This is a genomic window from Roseovarius halotolerans (genome assembly GCF_900172255.1).
Classification (GTDB): domain Bacteria; phylum Pseudomonadota; class Alphaproteobacteria; order Rhodobacterales; family Rhodobacteraceae; genus Roseovarius; species Roseovarius halotolerans.
Genome location: NZ_FWFU01000001.1, coordinates 730,110 through 754,079, shown reverse-complemented (window position 1 = coordinate 754,079; position 23,970 = coordinate 730,110). Strand labels below are relative to the sequence as shown.

The window sequence follows — 23,970 nt, the reverse complement described above, 5'->3', positions numbered from 1 at the left end:
TCCTTAGCGCAGGTTGACCTTCAATACCGCAGCCGACGCGAAAGGCAAAAGTGCAATCGTGCCGCAGGTGATCCCCGCCAGCATCAGCAGCGGCGTCGTGATGTCCAAGCCCTCGACCCCGCGCCGCGCCATCTCGGCGCCAAAGATCAACGTGGGCACATAGAGCGGCAGAACCAGTAGGCTCAACAGCAAACCGCCGCGCTTCAGTCCGACGGTCAGCGCGGCGCCGAAGGTCCCGATGACACTGAGCGCCGGGGTGCCCAGCAGGAGCGACAGCACGAGTGGCATGTAACCCGGCTCGGGCAGGCTCAGCAGCAACCCGAACACCGGCGCGAACAGCACCAGCGGCAAACCCGTGGTCAGCCAGTGTGCCAAGGCCTTGATGGAGACGATGGCTTCCATCGGCAAGGGCGCTGTGGCCAGCAGATCAAGGCTGCCATCCTCCCAGTCGAGAGCAAGTATTCGGTCCAGCGACAGAAGGCATGCCAACAGCGCACCGAGCCACAGGATGCCGGAAGCGATACGCGCCAGCAGTTCGCTTTGCGGACCGACCCCGAAGGGCACCAGCGTGACCACGATCAGGAAAAAGGCGAGCCCGAGGCCGAAGCCCCCGCCCGCGCGCATCGCAAGCCTCAGATCACGGACCAGGAGCGCGATCACAGGAAGGCCTCGTCGAAATCGTCGATTTCAGCGGCGCGGGCGCGGAAGGGGCCGACCTCCAGCACCTTCGCTTCGGGGAGGCCGAGGTCGATATGGGTAGCGATCAAGGTCGAGCCGCCGCGCGCGAGATGCGCACGCACTGCGCTTGCAAACATCGCCACTGCATCGGTATCGAGCGACACTGTCGGCTCGTCGAGGATCCAGACCGGTCGGCCGGTGACAAGCAGCCGGGCAAGCCCCAGGCGACGCTTTTGTCCGGCCGAAAGCAATCCTGCCGGGCGGTTGACCAGCCGCCCCAACTCGAAGCTGTCGATGGCCTGTGAAATCTCTTTTTTTCCAAAGACCTGCGCCCAGAACATCAGGTTTTCTTCGACCGTCAGGGTCGCCTTGAGACCATCCGAATGCCCGGCATAGACAAGGCTGTCGGGGTCGGCGTCGACCCGCCCGGCGAGAGGCGGTTGCAACCCGGCGATGGTGCGCAGGAGCGTGGTTTTGCCGATTCCGTTTGGGCCGCGCAGCACGATCGCGCCACCGGACTCAAGCTCGAAGGACACCCCTTCGAGCACCTTGATCCCGCCGCGCGCTATCGTCAGATCTGAAACCTTCAACACCATGAATGTGTCGTTAACCCAAAGCAGGACCTGCGGAAAGGGGCTGGATCAAGTCGCGGCCAATTCACACAGGAAGCAGGGCCGCGGCAACACGCCGCCCTTCCGAAAGAAGGACGTTATAGGTCCGGCAGGCGGCAGCAGAATGCATTACCTCGACGCCAAGCCCGGCCTCTTCGAGACGGGTGCGCAGATCGGCGGGGATATGCGCGGTTTCTGCTCCGGTGCCGATGAACAGCACATCGGCAATGCCCGCCAGCGCAAGAAGCGGGGCGTCATCTGCGTAGCCCTCCCAGGCACGCGCCTGTTCGGGTTGAACGATCACCGCGCCTTGGAACACTTCGCCGCCGACACGGAAGAAGCCGGGGCCATAGCCGTTGATGGGAGTGGTTTCGCGGAAGGTGACTTCGTGAATCTGCATGGGTCGGCCTCCTATTCCCAGATCGGCAACCCGCTGACGACCGCCAGCGCGATCACCGAATAGGCAGCCCATCGGTACGTGCGCTCATGGCGCGGGTCAAACAGAGACTGACCGATCAGCGTGGTGATGAAATAGGGCACCGCAAGCGCCAGCGCCAGGATCACCGTGCTCCAAGCCACGGCGCCGCGCAGCAGAAGGTTGGCCACGATCACCACATCCAGTGCCCCGAGGAACAGGATCGTGTTGGCGCGCACCGACTGCACAGCGGCCTGTCCGGCCAGGTAGAACAGGATCACGGCCGGTCCCGTGAGGCCGGTCAATCCACCGAGAACACCTGCCACGCCGCCGATCCCGACCAGCCCGGGCCGCGAGACCTGACCCGAGAACCGCCAGCCCGTCACCAGCGCAAGCAGCGTGAGACCCGCCACCGCGGCGACGATCCAGCGCACCATCTGTGCATCCAACCGCGCCATGAGCCAGAGGCCAATTGGAACCGTCAAGAGTGCTGCAAAGGCCAGAAGCCCGACCTCGCGCCGGTCGGCCTGGCCCCACGCACGTGGGATCAACGCACCAGAGCTCGCAAGGCCGGTCAGCATCATCACGGCGACGATCACCGCCGGCGGAAGAAAGATGCCCGCGACCGGGACAAAAATCAGCGCCGTCCCGAAACCTGTGAAGCCCCGCACAATCCCTGCGGCGCCGATCGCGATCATCAACCAGATCAGACCGGGAGTCGCCCCGAGTTGGAGCAGCGCATCAGGCATCCACGTTTGCGAACTGGTTGCCCTGATTGGCATCCGGTTTGGACCAGTCGCGCTTGACGCCCAGCCACAACAGGACCGTGCTGGCGACGAAGATCGACGAATAGGTGCCCACGATGACGCCCCAGATCATTGCGAAGACGAAGCCACGGATCACATCGCCGCCCAGGAAGTAAAGCGCCAGCAGCGCCAGCAGCGTCGTGACCGAGGTCATCATCGTGCGGCTCAGCGTCTCGTTGATCGACAGGTTCAGCACTTCGGCAAGCGACTTCTTCTTGTACTTGCGCAGGTTCTCGCGCACCCGGTCGAAGACGACCACCGTATCGTTGAGGGAATAACCCACGATCGTCAGAAGCGCCGCGATAATCGCCAGGTCGAACTGTATCTGCAATTCCGAGAAGATGCCGATGGTCAGCACCACGTCATGCACCAGCGCGACCACGGCGCCCAATGCGAACTGCCATTCAAAGCGCAGCCAGATATAGACAAGCACCGCGCCTATCGCCAGCGCGACCGCCAGGATCGCGGTCTGGATCAGCTCTCCCGAGACCTTGGGTCCGACGCTTTCGACCGAGGTGAACTTGAGGTCCGGCGCGACGCTCTGCAAGGCGGATTCGACGCCAGCGATCACCTCGGCGGGAACGCTTTCCGTGTCGTCCTGCGCCTGGATACGGATCATGGCGACGTTCTGGTCATCGCCAAAGGTGGGGTCGAAGACCTCTGTGATCGTCACATCACCCAGTTGCATCGACTGGATCGCGTCGCGGTAGGCGCCGATATCCACCGGTTGCGCGGACTCGGTGCGGATCGTCGTGCCGCCGCGGAAGTCGATCCCGTAGTTCAGCCCCTGGACCAGGAACGAAGCCGACGCGACAACGATCAGCACCGCGGAAATGCCGAGCGACAGGCGCCAGCGGCGGAAGAAATCCCACTTGGTATCACTTGGCACCAGCCGCAGCGATCGGCCCTGAAGCACTGTCTTGGGGCGTTTGCGCTCGAACCACATGACCACGATCAGGCGGGTGACGAAGATCGCCGTAAAGACCGACGTGATGATCCCCAGCCCCAGCGTGATCGCGAAACCACGCACCGGTCCCGATCCCATCGAATAGAGGATCAGCGCGGTGATGAATGTCGTGATATTGGCGTCGGTGATCGCGCTCAGTGCCTTTTCATAGCCCAGTTCGATCGCCCGCGCCGGGCCCTTGGCGGTTTTCATTTCTTCGCGGATACGCTCGAAAACCAGCACGTTCGCATCGACCGCCATGCCGATGGTCAACACGATGCCCGCGATACCCGGCAAGGTCAGCGTAGCTCCGATCAAGCTCAGCAGACCGAAGATCAGCCCGACATTGATGATCAGGGCGATATTGGCGAACAGCCCGAACGTTCCGTAGCTGACCACCATGAACACCAGAACCAGGATGAAGGCGACGGCGCAGGCGATCTTGCCCGCCTCGATGCTGTCCGCGCCCAGTTCCGGGCCGATGGTGCGTTCTTCGAGAAAATCGAGACCTGCCGGCAAGGCGCCCGCCCGCAGAAGCACCGCCAGATGCGTGCTTTCCTCGACGGTGAAATTGCCGGTGATAATGCCCGAGCCGCCGGGAATGTGGCTCTGGATCACCGGCGCGCTGATCACCTCGTTGTCCAGAACGATGGCGAAGGGGCTGCCGATATTGGCGGCGGTATAGTCGCCGAATTTGCGCGCGCCTGTCGGATCGAACCGGAAGGACACCGCCGGCCGGCCATTCTGATCGAAGTCAGGCTGCGCGTCGACCAGTTCGTCACCCGTAACAACCGGCGCGCGTTCAAGAATGTAATAGGTGTCATCCTGATCCATTGCAGGCAGCACTTCATTGCCTGCGCCAGGCGACTCCTCGGCATTCTGGGTGCGCCCGACAACTGGCTGGAAGGTCAGCTGCGCAGTCGTGCCGATGATCTGCTTGAGCTCGGCAGCGCTGCCCACGCCGGGCACCTGGATCAGGATCCGGTCCGATCCCTGACGCTGGATCGTGGGCTCGCGCGTGCCGACCTCGTCGATCCGTCGGCGGATGATCTCAAGCGCCTGACGCACGGTGCGTTCGTCGGTCGCCCGCTGTTCGGCTTCGCTCAGGCGAATGACGATCTCGTCCCCCTCGGTCGTGACCTCGATATCCGAGGCCCCTGCGCCAGTGAGACTGCTGACCGGTCTTGCCAGGCCACGCACCAGGCTGGCCGCATGTTCCGCTTCGTCGGGCTTTTCAAGCAGGCGCACGCGCAGTTCGGCGCTTTGGGTGGGCTGCAGGCGGATCGGACCGACACGGTCGCGTTCTTCGCGCAGCAGGTCACGCACCTCGGGCCACATGCTCTCGATACGCGACTGGTAGACATCCTCGACCTGCACTTCGGCCAGCAGATGCGCACCGCCCCGCAAATCGAGCCCCAGGTTGACCAGCCCCGAAGGCATCCAATCGGGCCAAAGCCCCGCCTGATCGACGAGTTCGCTATCCGAAGCGCCGGTTTCCAACGCCTTCACGGCATCGTTATGGCTCTCCACCCTTGGATAGAAGGCATTCGGCAGTGCAAGCAGCAATCCCAAGGCGACAACGCCCCAGATAACGATGCGTTTCCACAGGTCGATTTGCAGCATTGTCGCGCCTTTTCAAGGGTTTAAGTAAATTCTGCCGGGCTCAGCCCTCGGCGGGTTCGGTCTTGCTCAGAACCTGTGCGATTGTCGATTTGACGACGCGGACACGCACGCCTTCGGACAGATCCACCTCGACCTCGTCGCCATCCTTGACCTTGGCAACCTTGCCGATCAGGCCGCCTTGCGTGACGATCTGGTCGCCACGACGCAGGGCTTCGACCATGGCCTTGTGTTCCTTGAGCTTTTTCTGCTGAGGACGGATGAGCAGAAAGTACATGATCGCGAAGATCAGAATAAGGGGAATGAACTGTCCAAGGGCTTCCATCGGGTGTGTTTCCTCTGTCTTGAGCGGCCCGCAGGCCCTTTTCTCTGAATTGCGCCGGAACCTATGGCCCGCGCCAGACATTTGCAAGGCGCGAAAGGTGCCCTCGCGACGCATTGAACGCCAGCGGTCAAAACGCCGCCCTACACCCGGCCCGAATTCTGTTGCATAAGGCGTGCGACGACTCATTCAGGCCAAGGACCAGACCCATGCACGACATCCGCGCGATCCGTGAAAACCCCGATGCCTTCGACGCCGCTCTGGCACGGCGTGGGATGGAAAACGCCTCGGCACCCATCCTTGAACTGGACGAGGCGCGCCGGGCGCGCATCCATGCCGCCGAAACCGCGCAAGCCGAACAGAACCAGGCCTCCAAGCAGGTGGGCGCCGCCAAGGCCAAGGGCGATGACGCCGAGTTCGAGCGCCTGCGCGCATTGGTCGGCGACAAGAAGGCCGAGGTCGCCAAGATGCAGACCGAGGCCAAGGAGCTTGACCGCAAGCTGACCGAGCTTCTTTCCAGCCTGCCAAACGTGCCGATGGATGACGTGCCCGATGGCGCCGACGAGGATGACAATGTAGAGATCAAGCGCTGGGGAAGCCCGGCCAGTTTAGATTTCCAGCCCGCCGAGCATTTCGATATCGCGGGCGTGAAGCCCGGCATGGATTTCGAGTCGGCCGCGAAACTGAGCGGTTCCCGCTTCGTGGTGCTGCAAGGCGCGGTGGCGCGCATCCATCGGGCGCTGGCCCAGTTCATGATCGACACCCATGTCGAGGAAAACGGCCTGCTGGAAACCTGGACGCCGGTTCTGGTGCGTGACGACATGATGTATGGCACCGGGCAATTGCCCAAATTCGGCGAAGACAGCTACCAGACCACCAATGGCTGGTGGCTGGTGCCGACCGCCGAAGTGCCGTTGACCAATCTCGTCAACGGAGACACGATCGACGAAACCACCCTGCCCCGGCGCTACGCGGCGCATACGCAATGCTTCCGCTCCGAGGCGGGCAGTGCCGGAAAGGATACAGCCGGGATGCTGCGTCAGCACCAGTTCGAAAAAGTCGAGATGGTGTCGATCACCCATCCTGATCGCTCGCGCGACGAACTCGACCGGATGACCGGTTGCGCCGAAGGTATCCTTGAGAAACTGAACCTGCCCTACCGCACCATCGTGCTTTGCACCGGCGACATGGGTTTTGGCGCACGTCGCACCCATGACATCGAGGTCTGGCTGCCGGGCCAGAATACCTATCGCGAGATCAGCTCGGTCTCGGTATGCGGCGATTTTCAAGCGCGGCGCATGAACGCACGCTTCAAACCCGCCGATGGCGGCAAGCCGCAATTCGTTCATACGCTCAATGGCTCGGGCCTTGCGGTGGGCCGCTGCCTGATCGCGGTGCTGGAAAACGGACAACAGGCCGACGGTTCGGTCAGACTGCCCGAAGCGCTGCACCCCTACCTGCGCGGAAAGACGATGCTGCAGGCGGACGGGACGCTCGCCTGACAGGCCCCAAACGCGTTGCCCCCCGGCGGCAGAAACCACCGGGGAGCATGTCATAACCTGATGCGGATTTATTGGGCGAGCGCGCCGCTCTCGACGGCTGCTGCCAATTCCTCTGGGCTGATTTCGCCCGACTCGTCAGTGTCGATATCGGCGAATGCCTCTTCCCCCATATCGGGATAGGCCGCGGCCATTTCTTCCATGGAATAGCTGCCATTACCGTCGGCATCTGCGACAGTGGCGGCGGATGCCTGAACTGCGGTCAGCGCCATCACGGCAGCAAGGAACAGAACATGCGTTTTCATGTAGGGGATACTCCAGATGCGGACTCTGCCGCAAAGCGAAGGCTCAATGCCAACAGGTGAAATCTTGCAAATTTCACGGCGTTTGCAAGGGGCTTCAACAGGCGTCTGAAGCACCATCGGCCAATTTGCGCCGAGGCCGATTTTCTACTCTGTTCCAAGTGCTTGCTTACTCGGCGGGAAGGGCCGCGCGACCGGTCGGAACGGGAAAGGACACCAGCTTCTGCTGCCCCTCATCCCAGAGCTTGAGACGGAAACTGGCGATGGCTTCGGGCCAGCGGATCACGCCATGGCATTTCAGATCCTCGGGCAGGTCGCGCTGACATTGGCGCAGCCGATACGACGGGATACCGGGGTTGAAATGATGCAGGTCGTGATAGGCGATATTGCCGGTTCCCAGATCCCACAACCAGCCGAGGTCAAGCGAACTTGACCCCTCCAGCGTGGCGCGCCGGAAATCGAGATCCGGTTTGCGATCCCAGTAGGTGTCCTCGAAATTATGCTGGAGATAAACGAGGAACACCCCGATCATCCCCGCCAGCACGGCGCTCAGCGCCCAGATTGTCAGCCCGGCCCAGCCAAGCCCCCACCAGATCGCACCAAGAAACCCCAACAGAGCGATATTATGTGCCACCACCCCCCAAGGCCCCACCTTCATCGTGTTGCGTGGCCAGCGATAGGCCAAGAAATAGGCATAAATGCCCCCAAGCGACAGCATGATCGCCGGATTGCGATAGAGCCGGTACCACAGCCGTGTCCACCAGCGCGCCTGCTCCCACTCTGACAGGGTCATGGTGTAGACCTCGGTGGTTTCGCGGTGATCGAGATTGCCCAAATACGCATGATGCAGATTGTGATTGTATTGCATGACCCGGTAAGGCGTCATCGAAGGCACCGACAGCAGATGCCCCGCAGCGTCGTTGATCCGCTTCGACGTGAAAAGGGCGTGATGCCCGCAATCATGCTGCAATACGTAAAGGCGCACCGATGCGAACGCGAGAACCACCACCAGCGCCGCGCAGATCAGCGGGTGGTCGCTCTGGCCGGCGGCAAGGATCAGCGCCGTCAGATAGATGATCACCGTTCCCAGCAGGGACAGCGCCCCAAGGCGGTCGCTCTTGGCGCTGTAGGCGCGTGTGTGCTCTCGAATCGTCATGGCTGACCTCCCGCCGCATGCCCACTTCAGATGGGCCGATCTGATGTCACCGACAATATGGAATGATGTGAACTTTCGAAGACATCTGGCAAGCGCGATGCTTGTGCCAAGGTATTGAACCGGCGGCATTCCGCCCCAGATCATCTCTATGACCCGTATGAAAGCCATCCTGATCCTGACCGCCGCCCTGGCCTTTGCCCTGTCGCCACTTCTGAACGACGGCTTCAACGGCTTTGCGCCGAACCAGTTCCCCATCCCTCAGGACGATCCGCCTGCCCAGCCTGCGGGCTATGCCTTTGCGATCTGGGGCGTGATCTATGTCTGGTTGATCGCGGGGGCGGGCTTCGGGCTTCTGCAGCGCGCCGAAGCGCAGGGTTGGGACCAAAGCCGATGGCCGCTCTTGGTCAGCCTGACCGTCGGCGCTGCATGGATACCGGTGGCGCAGATGTCGCCGGTCTGGGCCACGGTGCTGATCTGGGTGATGCTGATCTCGGCGCTGATCGCGCTGTTGCTGGCCGGACGTGAGGACAGGATCTGGCTGCGCACACCGATCGCGCTTTATGCCGGCTGGCTGACGGCGGCGTCCTGCGTGGCGCTCGCCCTCGTTCTGGCCGGGCACGGGATCTTGAGTGGACAAGTGGCGGCTCTATTGAGCATCGGGCTCGCGCTGGTGCTTGCAATGGCCGTGCTGATCCGGCGGGCCGATACGCCGGAATATGCGTTGGCGGTGGTCTGGGCTTTGACCGGCATCATCGTCGCCAATATCACGCCGCCCAATATCGCGGTGCTTTCGCTCTGCGGCGCGGGCATCGCGGCGCTGACCCTGACCTTGCGCCGCGCGCGGGACCACGCCGCACCCTGACGTCTTGGCCCGCCGCCTGCGCCCTTCGCATCACTTCGGAGGGTTGTTCTTGCCGTGAATATGCTTGCGCAGCCGCGAGGGCGTTGACTTTTTCTTGCTCTTGTAAGGGTTCTTGTCGGATTGCGAGCGCATATGCAGGCGGATCGGCGTACCGGGCATGTCGAAATCCTCGCGCAGACCGTTGACCAGGTAGCGCGAATAGCTTTCAGGCAGCTTGTCGGGATGTGAGCACATCACCACGAAATGCGGCGGGCGCGTCTTGGCTTGCGTCATGTAGCGCAGCTTGATGCGGCGTCCGCCGGGCGCAGGCGGCGGGTGCGCCTCGACCATCCCGGCCAGCCAGCGATTGAGCTGCGCCGTGGGCACGCGGCGGTTCCACATTTCATAGGCCTTCTCGACGGCGGCACGCAGCCGGTCCAGCCCCTTGCCGGTCTTGGCCGAAACCGTGACCAACGGCGCGCCGCGAAGCTGCGGCAACAGGCGCTCAAAGGCCTCACGCATATCGCGCAGCTTTTGCTGCTTTTCGGATTCGATGTCCCATTTATTGACCGCCACCACCACCGCGCGGCCCTCGCGCTCGGCCAGATCGGCGATGCGCAGATCCTGGCTCTCAAACGGAATCGCGGCATCCAGCAGAACCACTACCACTTCCGAGAACTTGACCGCGCGCAGCCCATCGGAGACCGACAGCTTCTCGAGCTTGTCCTGAACGCGCGATTTCTTGCGCATTCCGGCGGTATCGAACACCCTTACCGGCAGCCCGTCCCAATCCAGTTGAAGCGAGATAGCATCGCGGGTGATCCCGGCTTCCGGGCCGGTCAACAGGCGGTCTTCGCCCAGAATGGTGTTGATCAGAGTGGATTTGCCCGCATTCGGGCGCCCGACCACGGCCATCTGCAAGGGGCGCTCGGGTGTCGGTGTGCGCGATGCGATCGCCTCGCCCTCGCCTTCGGCATCCTCGCCATCCTCGTCGAGAACGACCTCGGTCTCGGGGGCCTCGGCGCGGGCGCGCTCCTCGTATTCATCTGCCAGCGGCATCAGCTGGGCATACAGGTCGTTGAGCCCCTCGCCATGCTCAGCCGACAGGCGCACCGGCTCGCCAAGGCCAAGCCCGTAGGATTCATAGATGCCCGCATCGGCGGCCGAACCTTCGGCCTTGTTGGCGCCCAGGATCACGTGATCGGCGCGTTTGCGCAGGATGTCGGCAAAGACCTCATCGGTCGGCGTGACTCCGGCCCGCGCGTCGATCAGGAACAGGCACACATCTGCCATATCCACCGCCCGCTCCGTCAGCTTGCGCATCCGGCCCTGCAACGACTCGTCCGTGGCCTCCTCGAGGCCTGCGGTATCGATCACGGTAAAGCGCAGATCGCCCAACCGTGCGATGCCCTCGCGCAGGTCGCGGGTCACGCCCGGCTGGTCGTCAACCAGCGCCAGACGCTTACCGACAAGGCGGTTGAACAGCGTGGACTTGCCCACATTGGGGCGCCCCACGATGGCTAGGGTGAAACTCATGTCTCAGGCTCCGGGTCGGATCAAGCCGCCCTGATACAGTATCGCGGGCCTAACGGAAAGCGTGCAATTGACCGTTCGACGAGACCACGTAAAGCGTCCCGCCAGCCACCACCGGGTTGGTCGTCGCGCCGCCCGGCAACTCGACGGTGCGCAGCAGCGCCCCCGAGACCGGATCGAAGAACCGCAACAGCCCGTCACCCGAGGCCACGATCAGCTGACCACCGGCGATGATCGGCCCGTGATGGGCAAATATCTCGGATTGGCGGCGCGGCTTCGTTTTGGTGAAGAACGGCATCTTGACCGCCCAGACCTGCGCGCCATCTTCCGCCTGCAAGCGGACCAGCTCGTTGCGATCCGACACCATGAAGATCGAATCACCCGCCGGCCAGACCGGGTTGAGCGGCCCCTGATGCGCGGTCCACAGCCGCTCGCCGTTGGCCAGGCCAAGCGCGACCATGCGGCCCGAATGACTGCCAACAAAGACCCGCTCGTTCCAGACCACGGGATCGCCGGTGATATCGCCCACGCGTGCATGGGCATACCCCCGCCGCTGACCGGCAATCTGCGAATCCCACAGCCGCAGCCCACCCTGACGGAAGGCCCCCTGGACCTCGCCAGAGCCGAAGGCGAAGATTGCATATTTGCTCGTTACGGCAGGTGCAGGCCCGCCCATCACGTTGTTGATGTCGGGCGTTGCCGACAGCTGCCAGCGGATACGGCCATTCTCGGTGTCCAGCGCCCAGGCGATGTCGTCTCCCGCGACGAGATAGACCAGATCGCCCGATACGGTCGGGCTGCCCGAACCCGTGGCGCGCAGGTTCTGCTGCCAGATCTCTGCGCCGGTTTCCGGGTCCAGCGCGGTCATCAGGCCGAAGCCCGAAGACACGAACAACTTGCCCGCGCCATAGGCGAGCCCGCCGCCGGTGGCGTCGCTCGCCGACTCGCCCGGTGGCACCAGGCTGTGGGTCCAGAGCACCTCGCCGCCGGTTGAAACCGCGCTGACCTTGGCACTTGCGTCGAGCGTGAAGATACGTCCGCCCGCGACAACCGGATCGGCGGTGATGCGCACCTTGCGCCCGTCGCCGGACCCGATCGAGGTGGACCATATACGCTGGGGCGCAGCCGAAAGCGCCGGATGCGCAACGCGCGTCTCGGGGCTGCTGATCGCCTGCGTCCATGACGCGTTGGTCTGCTGCGCGGGCAGCGTCAGGGGCTGGCTGCGGTTCTCTTGGGCGATCACATCGGGGGCCGCGACGCTGTCTTCGGCAACCTCGCGGATCACTTCGCGCTCACCCTGCAGGATCGCCTCTTCCTTGGAACAGGCGGAGACGGCCAGGATGGCAGCAAGCCCCAGAAAAATCCCGTGTCGTTTCAAAGCCGAAGCCCCCTCACTTGTCCCATGCCGTGCGAGCCGTTCTGGCCCGGTGGCGGCGCCTTCTCTATTCGCCCTGGCCGCTGCCAGGCAGTTCGCCGCCCAAGGCTACAATCACTTGTGACGCCCTTCGACGCAAGCCCGGCGTCGCCTGTGCGTCGACAACGATGGCCTGAAGGCCCTCGATCGCGGCCTCGGTGTCGCCGGTTTCAACATCAATCAGGGCCAACTGCTCTTGCGCAAGAAGCCGCGCCAGCCCGTCGCCGAGCGACAATCCCTCTAGCCGGGCGCGCCGCTCCTCGGGCGACAGACCGGCACCCGGCATCGCAACCGCCTTCAGGATTGCGATCTGGCGGTAGACCGGATCGGCACCATCACTGTCGGCCAGGGCCAACAGGCGGCTCGCGGCCTCCTGCGGGGTGACTGACATGGACTCGGCAGCGGCCAGCAGGTCACGGATCGCGGCGCCCCCCGGATTGGGCGCCTCGACCGACGAGAGCGCCGCGGCGCGTGCATCGCTTTCGCCAGAACCAAGACCCGCCATCAGCGCATCACCAAAGCTCTGTGCGGTCTCGCGTGCCTGCAGCTTGCGCCATTCGTTCCAGGCGGTTCCCCCGACGATCAGCAGCACGACGACGACCGCAATCCAGCCATAGCGTCGCATCAGCGCGAACAGGCGGTCCCGGCGGACCTCTTCGGTGACCTCGTCGATGAAACTGTCTGTGTCGCTCACGCCCGGATCCTCTTGCGTTTGAGGCCCCTCTTAGCGCGTCCACCCGGCCCTGCCAAGGGGCGCGAACCGACCGTCTTGCAGCAGCTAGCCTAAAGGTTTAATCTGAACAACATAGTTTAGAGTAAGCTGATCGGATGAACCCGGTTCGATCCGACTTTTTTCTGCGCGGCCGCAGGGCCGACGAGAAGGGACCAAAGATGCGACTTTTCCCGATTCTGGCCGCAATCCTGGTCACCGGGTTGATTTACGTGTTCGTTTTCGAGCGCGATCGCCTGACCGGGTCACCTTCCGAATCCGAACAACCCCAAGCGGCACAGGATAGCGCGGCAGCGACCGACGAGTCGGCCGACGACGCCCCTGTGGTCGGCGTCGTCGCGGTCAAGTCGACTGCGCGCGGCATCGACAGCGCGGTGATCCTGCGCGGTCAGACCGAGGCCTACCGGCAGGTCGATCTGCGTGCAGAAACCTCGGGACAGGTGATCTCGGAACCGCTGCGCAAAGGCAATTTCGTCGACGAAGGCCAGGTGCTTTGCAAATTGGATCCCGGCACGCGCGAAGCCGCCCTGACCGAGGCGAAATCGCGCCTGAACGCCGCCCGCGCCAGCGTGCCAGAGGCGCGCGCCCGCGTCGAGGAGGCGCGCTCGCGTCTTGAAGAGGCGCGGATCAACGAGAACGCCGCCGCGCGACTGTCCGAGGACGGCTTCGCGTCGCAGACCCGGCTGGCCTCAACGCGCGCAACCCTGCGCTCCGCTGAAGCCGCTGTAGAAACCGCGCGCAGCGGCCTTGAGGGCGCCAGCGCCCAGATCGAGGCCGCACAGGCCGCTGTCGCCGCCGCGCAAAAGGAAATCGAGCGCCTTACCATTAGCGCTCCCTTTGGCGGCCTTCTGGAAAGCGACTCCGCCGAGTTGGGAAGCCTGCTGCAACCCGGCGCGCTCTGCGCCACGGTGATACAGCTCGATCCGGCGATCCTTGTCGGGTTCGTGCCCGAAACCGAGGTCGACCGGATCAATCTCGGCGCACCTGCCGAAGCCGAGCTTGCATCAGGCGGAACCGTTCGCGGCAAGGTCACCTTCCTGTCCCGGCAAGCCGATCAGACCACGCGCACATTCCGGGTCGAGATTCGCGTCGACAATCCCGATTTGGCGCTGCGCGACGGGCAAACCGCCGAGATCGTCATCTCCGCCGATGGCACCCCTGCGCATCTGCTGCCCCAATCGGCGCTGACCCTCAACGACGAGGGCGCGCTTGGCGTGCGCCTTGTCACCGACGAAAGCGAAGCCGTCTTCACCCCGGTCAAACTGATGCGAGATACCGCCAACGGCGTCTGGGTCACCGGCCTGCCCGATCAGGCAAATGTCATCGTGATCGGTCAGGAATACGTGAATGACGGGGTCAAGGTGAACCCAAGCTACGAGGAGTTGGGCCAGTGACCGGCATCGTCGACTGGGCCGCCGCGCGAGCCCGCATGGTGATCGCCTTCGTCGTGCTTTCGGTTCTGGCGGGCACGTTTGCCTATATCGGCCTGCCCAAGGAAGGCGAGCCCGACATCGAGATTCCGGCTCTCTTCGTCTCGGTGCCCTTCCCCGGCATCTCCGCTGAGGACAGCGAGAAACTGCTGGTCAAGGTGATGGAGACCGAACTGAGCGATCTCGACGGGCTCAAGACCATGAGCAGCACTGCCGCCGAGAACTATGCCGGCGTGGCGCTCGAGTTCGAGTTCGGCTGGGACAAGACCAAGATCATGGCCGATATGCGCGACTCGATGAACGCGGCCGAGGCCAAATTTCCCGAAGGCGCTGAGAAATACTCGATCTACGAGATCAATTTCAGCGAATTCCCGATCATCATCGTCAATCTCAGCGGCGACGTGCCTGAACGCACCATGGCGCGGTTGGCCAAGGATCTTCAGGATCGTCTCGAGGGTCTTGAAGCGGTGCTCGAGGCCGGGATCGCGGGCAACCGAGACGAGATGGTCGAGGTCATCATCGACCCGTTGCGCCTTGAGGCCTACAACGTCACCGCAAATGAGCTCATCAACGTGGTGCGCAACAACAACCTGCTGATCGCCGCCGGTGAAATCGAGACCGATTCCGGCGCGTTCTCGGTCAAGATCCCGTCCTCCTTCGGAAGCACCCGCGACATCTATCGCCTGCCCGTCAAGATCAATGGCGATCGCGTCGTGACGCTCGGCGATCTGGCCGAGATCAACCTGACCTTCGAGGATCGACAGGGAACGGCGCGGTTCAACGGCGAAAAGACCGTCGCGCTGCAGGTGGTCAAGCGCAAGGGCTTCAACATCATCGAAACATCCGACCTTGTGCGCGAGACGGTCGACAAAGCCAGCGCCGAATGGCCCGACGAACTGCATGCCGCGATCAATGTCGGAACCTCGAACGACCAGTCGCGCACGGTGGAATCAATGGTCAAGCAGCTGGAAGGCTCGGTGCTGACCGCCATCGCGCTGGTCATGATCGTGACTCTGGCCGCGCTTGGTCTCAGGCCCTCGCTGCTGGTCGGTTTTGCCATTCCCACATCGTTTCTGCTGTGTTTCGCGATCCTTGCGGTGATGGGCGTGACGATCTCGAATATCGTGATGTTCGGGCTCATTCTTTCGGTCGGCATGCTGGTGGACGGGGCCATCGTGGTGGTCGAATACGCCGACAAGCGCATTAGCGAGGGCGAAGGCCCGATGCATGCCTATGTCGCCTCAGCCAAGCGCATGTTCTGGCCTGTGGTCAGTTCTACCGCCACGACGCTCTGCGCCTTCCTGCCGATGCTGTTCTGGCCCGGCGTGCCGGGCGAGTTCATGGGGATGCTCCCGGTCACGCTGATCTTCGTGCTTTCCGCGTCGCTCCTGGTTGCCCTGGTTTACCTGCCAGTCATGGGCGGTGTGACCGGGCGAACGGAGCGCTGGTTCAACATAAGGATCAATCAGATCGCAGACGGCTTCTGGCTCTGGCATCTGCTGCTTTTCCCGGCGGCGGTGGTGGCGATGATGCTGGCGGGCTGGCTGCTGCCGGTGCTGCTGAACGGCGTGACCGCGGCGTTCGAGGCGATGGATTCCGCGCATGTCTTCACCTCGGTCATACCGCTGCTGGGCATGGTCTTTTCGCTCTTGGTCGGTGCGGTCGCTCTGTTGGCGGCCGGGGTCGCGGGCGTCGTCGCGACACTGTTGGGGCTGATGGCCATCGCGCGGCGCATGCGGAACCGCGCCGGTGGTCTTGGCCGCCGCCTCTTTCCGCGCCGTGAGGCCCGTATCTCCGCTGGTTACCGTCGCACGCCCTTCGGGCGGGTGATCCATTTCATCTCCGGCAACCCGGTGATGCCTCTGGTCACCTTCGGCATGGTCTTCGTGCTGGTCGGCACTGTCCTGATCTTCTACATCAACAACAACCGCGGCACCGAGTTCTTCGTCGAATCCGAACCCGAGCAAGCCATCGTATATGTTCGCGGGCGCGGGAACCTGTCGATCGAACAGAAAGACCGCCTTGTCGCCCAGGCTGAACGCGTCGTCGCGCAGCACCCCGGCGTCGAGACTGTCTTCGCCTTCGCCGGCGAAGGCGGGCTCTCCAACAATACCGGTGGCGCCGAGGCCCCGCTCGATACGATCGGGCAGGTTCAGTTTGAAACGATCCCCTGGGACGAGCGCCCTCAATCGCGTGAAACCTGGTTCACCATCCCGGTGCTCGGCTACGAGGTGACGCGCGCCATCAGCGCCGAGGCCTATGACGGCGATACGATCATCGACGAGTTGACCGCCGACCTCGAAAAGCTTCCCGGCATCAAGATCGAGATCCTCGCCCAGGCACGCGGTCCGGCCTCGGCCAAGCCGGTACATCTGCGCCTCAAGGGCGACGACTGGCAAGCATTGCAACAGGCCACCCGAATGGCGCGCGAGAAATTCGACACGACGACCGGGTTGCGCCAGATTGAGGATTCCCTGCCCCTGCCCGGCATCGACTGGCAGATCGACGTCGATGTCGAAAAGGCGGGGCGCTATGGCGCCGATGTGGCCACGGTGGGAGCGATGGTGCAGCTCGTAACCCGCGGCATCCTGCTCGATACGATGCGCGTCCCTTCATCGGACGAGGAAATCGACATTCGTGTGCGCCTGCCGAAGGAAGACCGCGTGCTCAGCACTCTCGATTCGCTCAAGGTGCGCACCTCGGACGGGCTGGTGCCGCTATCGAATTTCATCACCCGAAAGCCGGTTCAGAAACTGGCCCAGATCGACCGCGTCGACCAGACCCGCTATTTCGACATCAAGGCTGCGGTGGCTCCCGGCCTGACCCGGCCCGCCGATGCCGATGGCACCGGGGACGTGCCGATCAACGCCAACGAACGCATCGCGCATCTTACGGAATGGCTCGACAGCGGCGTGCTGCCTGCCGGGATCAGCTATGAATGGACCGGCGATCAGGAGGATCAGGCCGAATCCGGCGCCTTCCTGCAAAAAGCCTTCGCCGGGGCGCTCGGACTGATGTTCATCATCCTGCTGGCCCAGTTCAACAGCGTCTACAATGCGGTTCTCGTGCTGCTGGCGGTGGTGTTGTCCACGACCGGCGTCTTGATCGGCATGCTGGTGATGAACCAGCCCTTCTCGATCATCATGACGGGCACGGGCATCGTGGCGCTGGCCGGGATCGTCGTAAACAACAATATCGTGCTGATCGACACCTATCAGGAATTCAGCCGATACATGCCCCGGATCGAGGCGATCACCCGCACCGCCGAGGCACGTATCCGCCCGGTTCTGCTGACGACCATCACCACGATGGCAGGACTTGCGCCGATGGTGATCGGACTCAGCCTCGATTTCGTCAATGGCGGCTACTCGTTCAATTCGCCAACCGCCCTGTGGTGGAAACAGCTGGCCACCGCTGTGGTGTTCGGGCTTGGCATCGCGACGATGCTGACGCTGGTCTTCACACCCTCGATGCTGGCGCTTCGGATCTGGGCCAGCACCTATGTCGGCTGGGCTGCGCGGGCGCTGGCGGCGATGTCGATGGGCCGCGCCAGCCGCGCGGCGCGCGATTGGGCGCTTCATTCCGCCGCGCGCCGGGTGCGGGCTCCTGAACTCCTCTGGCCCGATGAACGCGCGGGGGATTACGTTGACGAGGATGCCGAAGGCCCCCGCCCCGACGACATCAAGCGCGTGGTCGGACAGCGCGATTCCGACGGCAAGCCCCTGCGAGCCGCCGAATAGCCTCCTGACTGACCCGCCCGGCTTATCGAGGCCCGGCGCTCTCGTCGGCCTTGCCTTCGCCTGCAGCGCGCTGCCTTGGCGTCAAGCCTGTCCACCAATCGGCATAGCGGCTGTTTGCCGGGTGCTTTCGGCCTTCGTCGGGTGCGCCATCATCCCACCAGACCGGACCGCGTTCTCCGAGGCGGCGCTTGGCTGCGTCCACCTCGTCGCGCGCGGCGCGCGTTTCGGCCTCGGTCGCGGCAAGCTTCACGGCGCGGCGTGCCTGCATCAATGCCCTGACGGCCGCGCGGCGCGTGCTCTTGTCAAGCGAGGGATCGCTCTTGCGCCAAAGCCTTCCCTTGGCGACGAAATAGCGCCCGTCCGGGGTTTGCGGATAGGCCTTGTCGCGCCGCGTCATGCAGCCTCTTCGGCCTGCTGACGCTGCCACAGGCTGGCATAGCGGCCCTTGCGTGCCAGAAGGTCCGCATGGCTGCCCTCTTCGACGATTACGCCATCCTCCAGCACCACAATCCGGTCGGCATCGGCCACGGTCGACAGGCGATGCGCGATCGTGATCACCGTGCGCCCCTGCCCCGCGCGCTTGAGCGCACCCTGAATGTCGCGCTCGGTCTCGGTATCAAGTGCGCTGGTGGCCTCGTCGAGCAACAGGATCGGCGGATCCTTCAGAAGCGTGCGGGCAATTCCCACGCGCTGCTTTTCGCCACCCGAAAGTTTCAGCCCCCGCTCGCCGACCTGCGTGTCGTAACCCTCGGGCAGCCCGATGATGAAATCATGGATCTGCGCGGCCTTCGCCGCCTCTTCGACATCCGCCTGGTTCGCTCCGGCGCGGCCATAGGCGATGTTGTAACCAATCGAGTCGTTGAAGAGCACCGTATCCTGCGGCACGACCCCGATCGCCAGATGCAGACTGTCCAGTGTGAGATCGCGCAGATCCTGACCGTCGATCGTGACCGCGCCCCTCTGGACATCGTAGAAGCGGAACAACAGGCGCCCGATGGTGGATTTACCCGACCCCGACGGGCCGACCACGGCCACGGTGCGCCCTGCGGGCACATCGAGCGTGATCCCCTTGAGGATCGGACGCGCCGCGTCATAACCGAACACAACATCGCTGAACCGCACCGAGGCCCCGGCGACCTTCAGATCACGCGCATCGGGTTTCTCGCGGATATCCGGTTCCTGTTCCAGCAGGCCGAACATCTCCGCCATGTCGACCAGCGCCTGCCGGATTTCGCGATAGACCGTGCCGAGGAAATTCAAGGGCATGGTGATCTGGATCATGTAGGCGTTGACCATGACGAAATCGCCGACGGACATGCTGCCGCCCTGCACCCCGATTGCGGCCATCACCATAACTACAACCAGCCCTCCGGTGATCAGGAGCGACTGCCCGAAATTCAGGAAGGCCAGCGAATAGGATGTCTGCAGGGCCGCGCGCTCATAGCCCTGCATGGCCGCGTCATAGCGTTCCGCCTCGCGCGTCTCGGCGCCGAAATACTTCACCGTCTCGAAATTCAGCAGGCTGTCGATCGCCTTCTGGTTGGCGTCGGTGTCCTGATCGTTCATCTCCTTGCGCTGCTTGACGCGCCATTCGGTAACCTTGAACGTAAAGGCCACATAGGCCGCGATCACCACCACCACCACGGCCAGATACCAGATGTCAAAGAGCGTCCACAGCACCACCCCGATCATCAGCAGTTCCAGCACCAGCGGCCCGATCGAGAACAGCAGGAAGCGCAGCAGGAATTCCACGCCCTTGACCCCGCGCTCGATGATCCGGCTCAGCCCGCCGGTCTTGCGGGTGATGTGATATCGCAGCGACATCTGATGGATGTGGGTGAAGGTCTCGAGTGCCAGACGACGCAGCGCGCGTTGCGCAACCGGGGCGAACAACACGTCGCGCAACTGCTGGAAGCCGACATTCATCAGCCTTGCACCGCCATAGGCCACCGTCAGCCCGACCGCGCCGAAGGCCAGCATCCAGGCATCGCCGCTGCTTTCGCCCGCCAGCGCATCGACCGCCGCCTTGTAGAAAAAGGGCGTGCCCACGGCGACCAGCTTGGCCAGCACCAGCGCAATCAGCGCCAGCACGACGCGCCGTTTTACCCATGCCTGCCCGTCGGGCCAGAGATAGGGTGAGACCCGGCGGATCGTGGTCCAGCCATTGGCCGGCATTTCCGTGGTGGTCAGGGTGGTTCGGCGCATCGTTCAGCCTGCTCGATCTGTGCCGCGCGACCCTATGCGCCGGGGCGGCGAATGGCCAGCCCCGCCGCTCTTTGGTGTTGCGCGTCCGGGATGGAATTGGCGCGCGCGGCAGCGTTCAGTCGGCAGCGGGCGGCACGGTAAAGACCTGTCCGGGATAGATCAGGTCCGGGTCGCGTATCCGGTCGCGATTGGCCTCGAAGATGCGCACATACATCAGCCCCTCGCCGTAGTTGCGCCGAGAAATCGCCCAGAGCGTATTGCCCGGCTGAACCGTTACCGCCCGGACCTGCGTCGCGCTCTCTTCGCTTTGCGATTCATGCTCGGCCAGCACCGCCTGATCTTCGCGCTTGAACGGGGTTTCTACGCGCGAGGTCACAGTGCCATCACCGTCCAGCTCGTCGACCCGCAGCGTATAGACACCGCTGGCGACATCCGGCAGGTCCATCCGCCACTGACCATCCTGCGCGATCTGCGCGGCACCCTGTGCGCGGTTGTCCAGATATGCGCGCACAAAGCCCAGCCCCTTGCCGCGTCCCGACAGCACGACGTCGCCCTGATCCGAGTAGGTGATCGCGTCGATCGCCACACTCGACATCGCTTCGGGCGGTGCGCCCTGCGGCTCGGGCGCCTGCAGGACCCGCACGCCGCTTTCGTCCGACAACAGCACGGCCTGCCCGGTCGACGCCTGCGCAGCGGGCTGGGCTGCGGTTGGCTCGGGCGTATCATCCTGCGCTTGCGCCGCATCGGGCGCGTCAGGGACATCGGGCGCCGGAAGGGCGGCAATCTCTGGCGCCGCATCCCCCTGCCCCTGCTCCGACATGGGCCTCTGCTCGTCTGCTGCCTCAGCGGCAACATTGTCCTGTGCGGTCGACATGCGCTCCTGAGCGGGCTCTGCTGCCGTTCCCGCCTCCGCGGCCGCGGTGCCGACGTCGCCAACGGATTCAGACTGCGCAGCGGCGGGTTGACGCGGGGTGATGATGATCTGGTCGCGCGATGCGATCTCTTCGCCGGTCTCGGGCGAACGCATGGCCAGGCTCAGAACGCGCGGCTGATCGCTGTCCTCGAGCGAGAAGAACTCGACGAATTCGCCCGCGCCCCCTGCAGTGAGGGTGCCAAGGCTCTCACCGTCCAGCAGCACCGACGTATCCCAGCCCGGCTCAGTGCGGCCTGCAACCAGCATGCTGCCATCGGGATCAAGCCGGAACGTACTGATACGCGGCGGTTCTGGCAGGTCGGGCGTGGCTTGCGGCGTGGGCTCCTCGGTCGTTTCAGCCTTCTTGGCCGGATCGCTTTCCGATTTGGTGTCAGAGGCTTGCGGATCGCTCTTCACCTCATTCGTCTCGGCCTGACCGGCTTCGGCCTTGGCCTCGGCCTCGGGTTCGGATCGCTGCACAGCGGGATCGGCCGCCTGCGGTGGCGCGAGGACTCCGGCGAGATGAAGCGCGGTACTGGTGGCCACAACGGCCACAACGGTCACCGCAATGTAGGGCCAGCTGCTCCCCGCCAGTATCTTGCTCATGCCATTCCCCTCAGGCGCGCCCCCGCCATACGCGGTTGCCGGACCATAGCAACAGGGCTATCAGTGGTCAAAACAACCCTTTGATCAGTAGGAAGAAACCGATGCCGACTGCCTCTGTCTGTGTCTTTTGCGGCTCACGCACCGGGGCGCGCCCGGCCTATCAGGCCGCCGCCAAGGACCTGGGCCATGCGCTGGCAGCGGGTGGCTGGCAACTGGTCTATGGCGCTGGCGATGTGGGGCTTATGGGCGCAGTCGCACGCGCCGCCCAGGCAGCGGGCGGCGAGACCTTCGGCGTGATCCCGGTGCATCTGCTGCAGGCCGAGGCGGGTAAACATGACCTGACCAGCTTTGTCGTCACCGAAACCATGCATGAGCGCAAGAAGGTCATGTTCATGAACTCGCATGCCATCGTCGTGCTGCCCGGCGGTGCCGGTTCGCTCGACGAATTTTTCGAGGTCCTGACATGGCGACAGCTCGGCCTGCATGGAAAGCCGATTTTTCTTCTGAATACCGAAGGTTACTGGGATCCTCTGATCGCGCTCATCGACCATGTGATCGCCGAGGGTTTCGCCGATGACAGTTTGCACGGCTTCATTCAGGTGATCGACAGCGTTCAGGAGCTTTCCAAGGCCCTGCGCGCCGCCCTGTCCTGACGCCAGGCCGCCGAGGTATAGATCGCCAGTGCTGTCCAGATCATCGCGAAGGCGATCGCGTGCCAGAAGCTGAACAGCTCCTGAAAGATGAAGGTCGCCACCAGGAACTGCAGGGTCGGGTTCAGGTATTGCACCAGCCCGACCGTCGCCATCGTGACGCGCCGCGCCGCATAGCTGAACAGGATCAGCGGCGTGCCGGTCAGAGGCCCGGAAAAGGCCAGCATCGCGCTGTCGCTCCAACTGCGCCCGAACGCGCCCTGCCCCCCGGCATGGGTGCTCCAAAGGATCGCCAGCGCAATCGGCGACAACAGGATCACTTCGGCCGTGACCGAGACGACCGGCCCCACGCTCAATCCCTTTTTCGCCAGACCGTAAAGCCCGAAGGACAGCGCCAGCCCCATCGATATCCAGGGCGCAACCCCCAGCCCGAGTGTCAGCGTGATCACCGCCACCGCTGCGAGCCCCACGGCAAGCAGTTGCGCGCGCGCCAGCCGTTCACGATAGGCAATCGCACCCAGCGCCACCGAGACCAGCGGGAAGATGTAGTAGCCAAGCGACGCCTCCATCGCCTTGCCGATCTGGATCGAAGTGATGAACAGGAACCAGTTCATGGAAATGGCGATGGCGGCAACAATGATCACCAGCAATGAGCGCCGCGCGCCAAGCGCCTGCCTCAAAAGGGAAATCCGCCCCTGAATCAACAGGACACATGCGAAGAAAACACAGGACCACAGCGTTCGGTGGGCCAGAACTTCAATCGGCGGAACATGAGCGAGTAGCTTGTAATATATGCTCGACAGCCCCCAGACGGTGCAGGCGGCCACCATCGCCGCTACGCCCTTTGCTGCCTCGTTCATGCCGTCTCCGCCGTGCTGTTCGTGCGCCAGTGCTGGCGCAGCATGCGGCGGAAGGCAAGCGGGAAATGCCCCGCCCGCCCTCTTGCGGGCTGTCAGCTTCCGCGTGCCAGCTCGGCCTTCAGCAGGCTTTCGATCTTGCCAATCGGGTGGTTGGTCATGTCCTTGTCGATCTCCGCGACGACCCGCGCGCTGACCTCCTTGTGCAGCTTGTCGCGCAGCGTTCCCAAGGTTCGCGGCGGCGCCACCAGAACGATCTGGTCGAACGCATTGCGGTGCGCCAGGCGGTAGAGAATATCCGACATCTCGGCCGCAAAGCGATCCTTCGCCAGCATGTGCCAGTCCGCCTCCTCCATCGAGGAACGCTGGCCAACGCCGCTATCGGCCATCCGGCCCGGCTTGTCGCTGACCTGTTCGCCCATCGGGGGATTATCCTGGCTTTCCATACGCACGACCTTGAGGAACGGGTCCTGCCCGTCGGTCACGTTTTCCAGGAACAGCGCCTTTTCCCCGTCTGCCACAAGAACCCATGCGCCATGTGCAAGCTCGGTCATGAAATCCCTCCTTCTCGTTTGGGTCTCAAATGACATAAGCATCGGAAATGCGCGGCAAAAGACCATGACGACGGTCAATCACCCGGATACGCAAAACCCCGCGCCAATATCATGGCGCGGGGCGGAATCTTGCTGATATCGT

At 63.6% G+C, this 23,970-nt stretch carries 21 protein-coding genes; 5 read left to right on the top strand and 16 right to left on the bottom strand.

Annotated features, from left to right (window positions below):
• Positions 1-3: 3 nt before the first annotated feature.
• From ccmB to yajC, 6 genes are all read right to left on the bottom strand, one after another.
• The gene (gene ccmB / locus ROH8110_RS03695; RefSeq protein ID WP_085816365.1) at positions 4-660 is read right to left on the bottom strand and encodes a heme exporter protein CcmB; all 657 of its coding nucleotides are present in this window, start codon (positions 658-660) and stop codon (positions 4-6) included.
• Positions 657-1,274: a heme ABC exporter ATP-binding protein CcmA gene (gene ccmA / locus ROH8110_RS03690; protein ID WP_085816364.1), complete on the bottom strand. Its 618-nt coding sequence runs from the start codon at positions 1,272-1,274 to the stop codon at positions 657-659. The genes ccmB and ccmA overlap by 4 nt, the downstream gene beginning before the upstream one ends.
• Positions 1,275-1,335: 61 nt before the next feature.
• Positions 1,336-1,689, bottom strand: a complete 354-nt coding sequence (locus ROH8110_RS03685; protein WP_085816363.1) for an Mth938-like domain-containing protein — start codon at positions 1,687-1,689, stop codon at positions 1,336-1,338.
• A gap of 11 nt (positions 1,690-1,700) precedes the next feature.
• Positions 1,701-2,453 (bottom strand): sulfite exporter TauE/SafE family protein, encoded by a 753-nt coding sequence (locus ROH8110_RS03680; protein WP_085816362.1) that lies wholly within the window; start codon positions 2,451-2,453, stop codon positions 1,701-1,703.
• The gene (gene secD, locus ROH8110_RS03675) at positions 2,446-5,079 is read right to left on the bottom strand and encodes a protein translocase subunit SecD (RefSeq protein WP_085816361.1); all 2,634 of its coding nucleotides are present in this window, start codon (positions 5,077-5,079) and stop codon (positions 2,446-2,448) included. Before secD ends, ROH8110_RS03680 begins: the two co-directional genes overlap by 8 nt.
• 40 nt (positions 5,080-5,119) lie before the next feature.
• On the bottom strand, positions 5,120-5,401 hold the full coding sequence (yajC, locus tag ROH8110_RS03670) for a preprotein translocase subunit YajC (RefSeq protein WP_085816976.1): 282 nt from the start codon (positions 5,399-5,401) through the stop codon (positions 5,120-5,122).
• Positions 5,402-5,607: 206 nt separating this feature from the next.
• Between yajC and serS the strand changes: the two genes are divergently transcribed.
• The gene (gene serS / locus ROH8110_RS03665) at positions 5,608-6,900 is read left to right on the top strand and encodes a serine--tRNA ligase (protein ID WP_085816360.1); all 1,293 of its coding nucleotides are present in this window, start codon (positions 5,608-5,610) and stop codon (positions 6,898-6,900) included.
• 68 nt (positions 6,901-6,968) lie between these two features.
• Here the strand turns inward: serS and ROH8110_RS03660 are convergent, their stop codons facing one another.
• On the bottom strand, positions 6,969-7,202 hold the full coding sequence (locus tag ROH8110_RS03660; protein WP_085816359.1) for an EF-hand domain-containing protein: 234 nt from the start codon (positions 7,200-7,202) through the stop codon (positions 6,969-6,971).
• A 166-nt stretch (positions 7,203-7,368) separates the two neighbouring features.
• Positions 7,369-8,355 (bottom strand): fatty acid desaturase, encoded by a 987-nt coding sequence (locus tag ROH8110_RS03655; protein WP_085816358.1) that lies wholly within the window; start codon positions 8,353-8,355, stop codon positions 7,369-7,371.
• A 148-nt stretch (positions 8,356-8,503) separates the two neighbouring features.
• Between ROH8110_RS03655 and ROH8110_RS03650 the strand changes: the two genes are divergently transcribed.
• Entirely contained in the window at positions 8,504-9,217 is a 714-nt protein-coding gene (locus tag ROH8110_RS03650) for a TspO-related membrane protein (RefSeq protein WP_085816357.1), read from the top strand.
• A 30-nt stretch (positions 9,218-9,247) separates the two neighbouring features.
• Here ROH8110_RS03650 and der read toward each other — a convergent pair whose 3' ends face one another.
• The 3 genes from der to ROH8110_RS03635 form a co-directional block, all read right to left on the bottom strand.
• On the bottom strand, positions 9,248-10,732 hold the full coding sequence (gene der / locus ROH8110_RS03645; protein WP_085816356.1) for a ribosome biogenesis GTPase Der: 1,485 nt from the start codon (positions 10,730-10,732) through the stop codon (positions 9,248-9,250).
• Between the two features lie 49 nt (positions 10,733-10,781).
• Positions 10,782-12,107: a PQQ-like beta-propeller repeat protein gene (locus ROH8110_RS03640; RefSeq protein WP_245962756.1), complete on the bottom strand. Its 1,326-nt coding sequence runs from the start codon at positions 12,105-12,107 to the stop codon at positions 10,782-10,784.
• A 64-nt stretch (positions 12,108-12,171) separates the two neighbouring features.
• Complete coding sequence (locus ROH8110_RS03635; RefSeq protein WP_085816355.1) at positions 12,172-12,837, bottom strand: tetratricopeptide repeat protein; 666 nt, start codon at positions 12,835-12,837, stop codon at positions 12,172-12,174.
• A gap of 197 nt (positions 12,838-13,034) precedes the next feature.
• Between ROH8110_RS03635 and ROH8110_RS03630 the strand changes: the two genes are divergently transcribed.
• Together ROH8110_RS03630 and ROH8110_RS03625 are read left to right on the top strand one after the other, a co-directional pair.
• A complete protein-coding gene (locus ROH8110_RS03630; RefSeq protein ID WP_085816974.1) occupies positions 13,035-14,267 on the top strand; it encodes an efflux RND transporter periplasmic adaptor subunit in 1,233 nt (410 codons plus the stop codon).
• Positions 14,264-18,043: an efflux RND transporter permease subunit gene (locus ROH8110_RS03625; protein ID WP_085816354.1), complete on the top strand. Its 3,780-nt coding sequence runs from the start codon at positions 14,264-14,266 to the stop codon at positions 18,041-18,043. The genes ROH8110_RS03630 and ROH8110_RS03625 overlap by 4 nt, the downstream gene beginning before the upstream one ends.
• A gap of 22 nt (positions 18,044-18,065) precedes the next feature.
• Here ROH8110_RS03625 and ROH8110_RS03620 read toward each other — a convergent pair whose 3' ends face one another.
• The 3 genes from ROH8110_RS03620 to ROH8110_RS03610 form a co-directional block, all read right to left on the bottom strand.
• Entirely contained in the window at positions 18,066-18,440 is a 375-nt protein-coding gene (locus ROH8110_RS03620; RefSeq protein WP_085816353.1) for a hypothetical protein, read from the bottom strand.
• Positions 18,437-20,248 (bottom strand): ABCB family ABC transporter ATP-binding protein/permease, encoded by a 1,812-nt coding sequence (locus ROH8110_RS03615; protein WP_085816352.1) that lies wholly within the window; start codon positions 20,246-20,248, stop codon positions 18,437-18,439. The genes ROH8110_RS03620 and ROH8110_RS03615 overlap by 4 nt, the downstream gene beginning before the upstream one ends.
• A 115-nt stretch (positions 20,249-20,363) precedes the next feature.
• On the bottom strand, positions 20,364-21,767 hold the full coding sequence (locus ROH8110_RS03610) for a LysM peptidoglycan-binding domain-containing protein (RefSeq protein WP_245962757.1): 1,404 nt from the start codon (positions 21,765-21,767) through the stop codon (positions 20,364-20,366).
• Between the two features lie 101 nt (positions 21,768-21,868).
• On the opposite strand from ROH8110_RS03610, the gene ROH8110_RS03605 reads away from it, so the two are divergent.
• On the top strand, positions 21,869-22,420 hold the full coding sequence (locus ROH8110_RS03605; RefSeq protein ID WP_085816351.1) for an LOG family protein: 552 nt from the start codon (positions 21,869-21,871) through the stop codon (positions 22,418-22,420).
• Here the strand turns inward: ROH8110_RS03605 and rarD are convergent.
• Both rarD and ROH8110_RS03595 read right to left on the bottom strand, forming a co-directional pair.
• Positions 22,381-23,277 (bottom strand): EamA family transporter RarD, encoded by an 897-nt coding sequence (gene rarD / locus ROH8110_RS03600; protein WP_085816350.1) that lies wholly within the window; start codon positions 23,275-23,277, stop codon positions 22,381-22,383. The two genes, ROH8110_RS03605 and rarD, sit on opposite strands and share 40 nt — an antisense overlap.
• A 92-nt stretch (positions 23,278-23,369) precedes the next feature.
• Positions 23,370-23,828: a host attachment family protein gene (locus ROH8110_RS03595; protein WP_085816349.1), complete on the bottom strand. Its 459-nt coding sequence runs from the start codon at positions 23,826-23,828 to the stop codon at positions 23,370-23,372.
• Between the last annotated feature and the right edge of the window lie 142 nt (positions 23,829-23,970).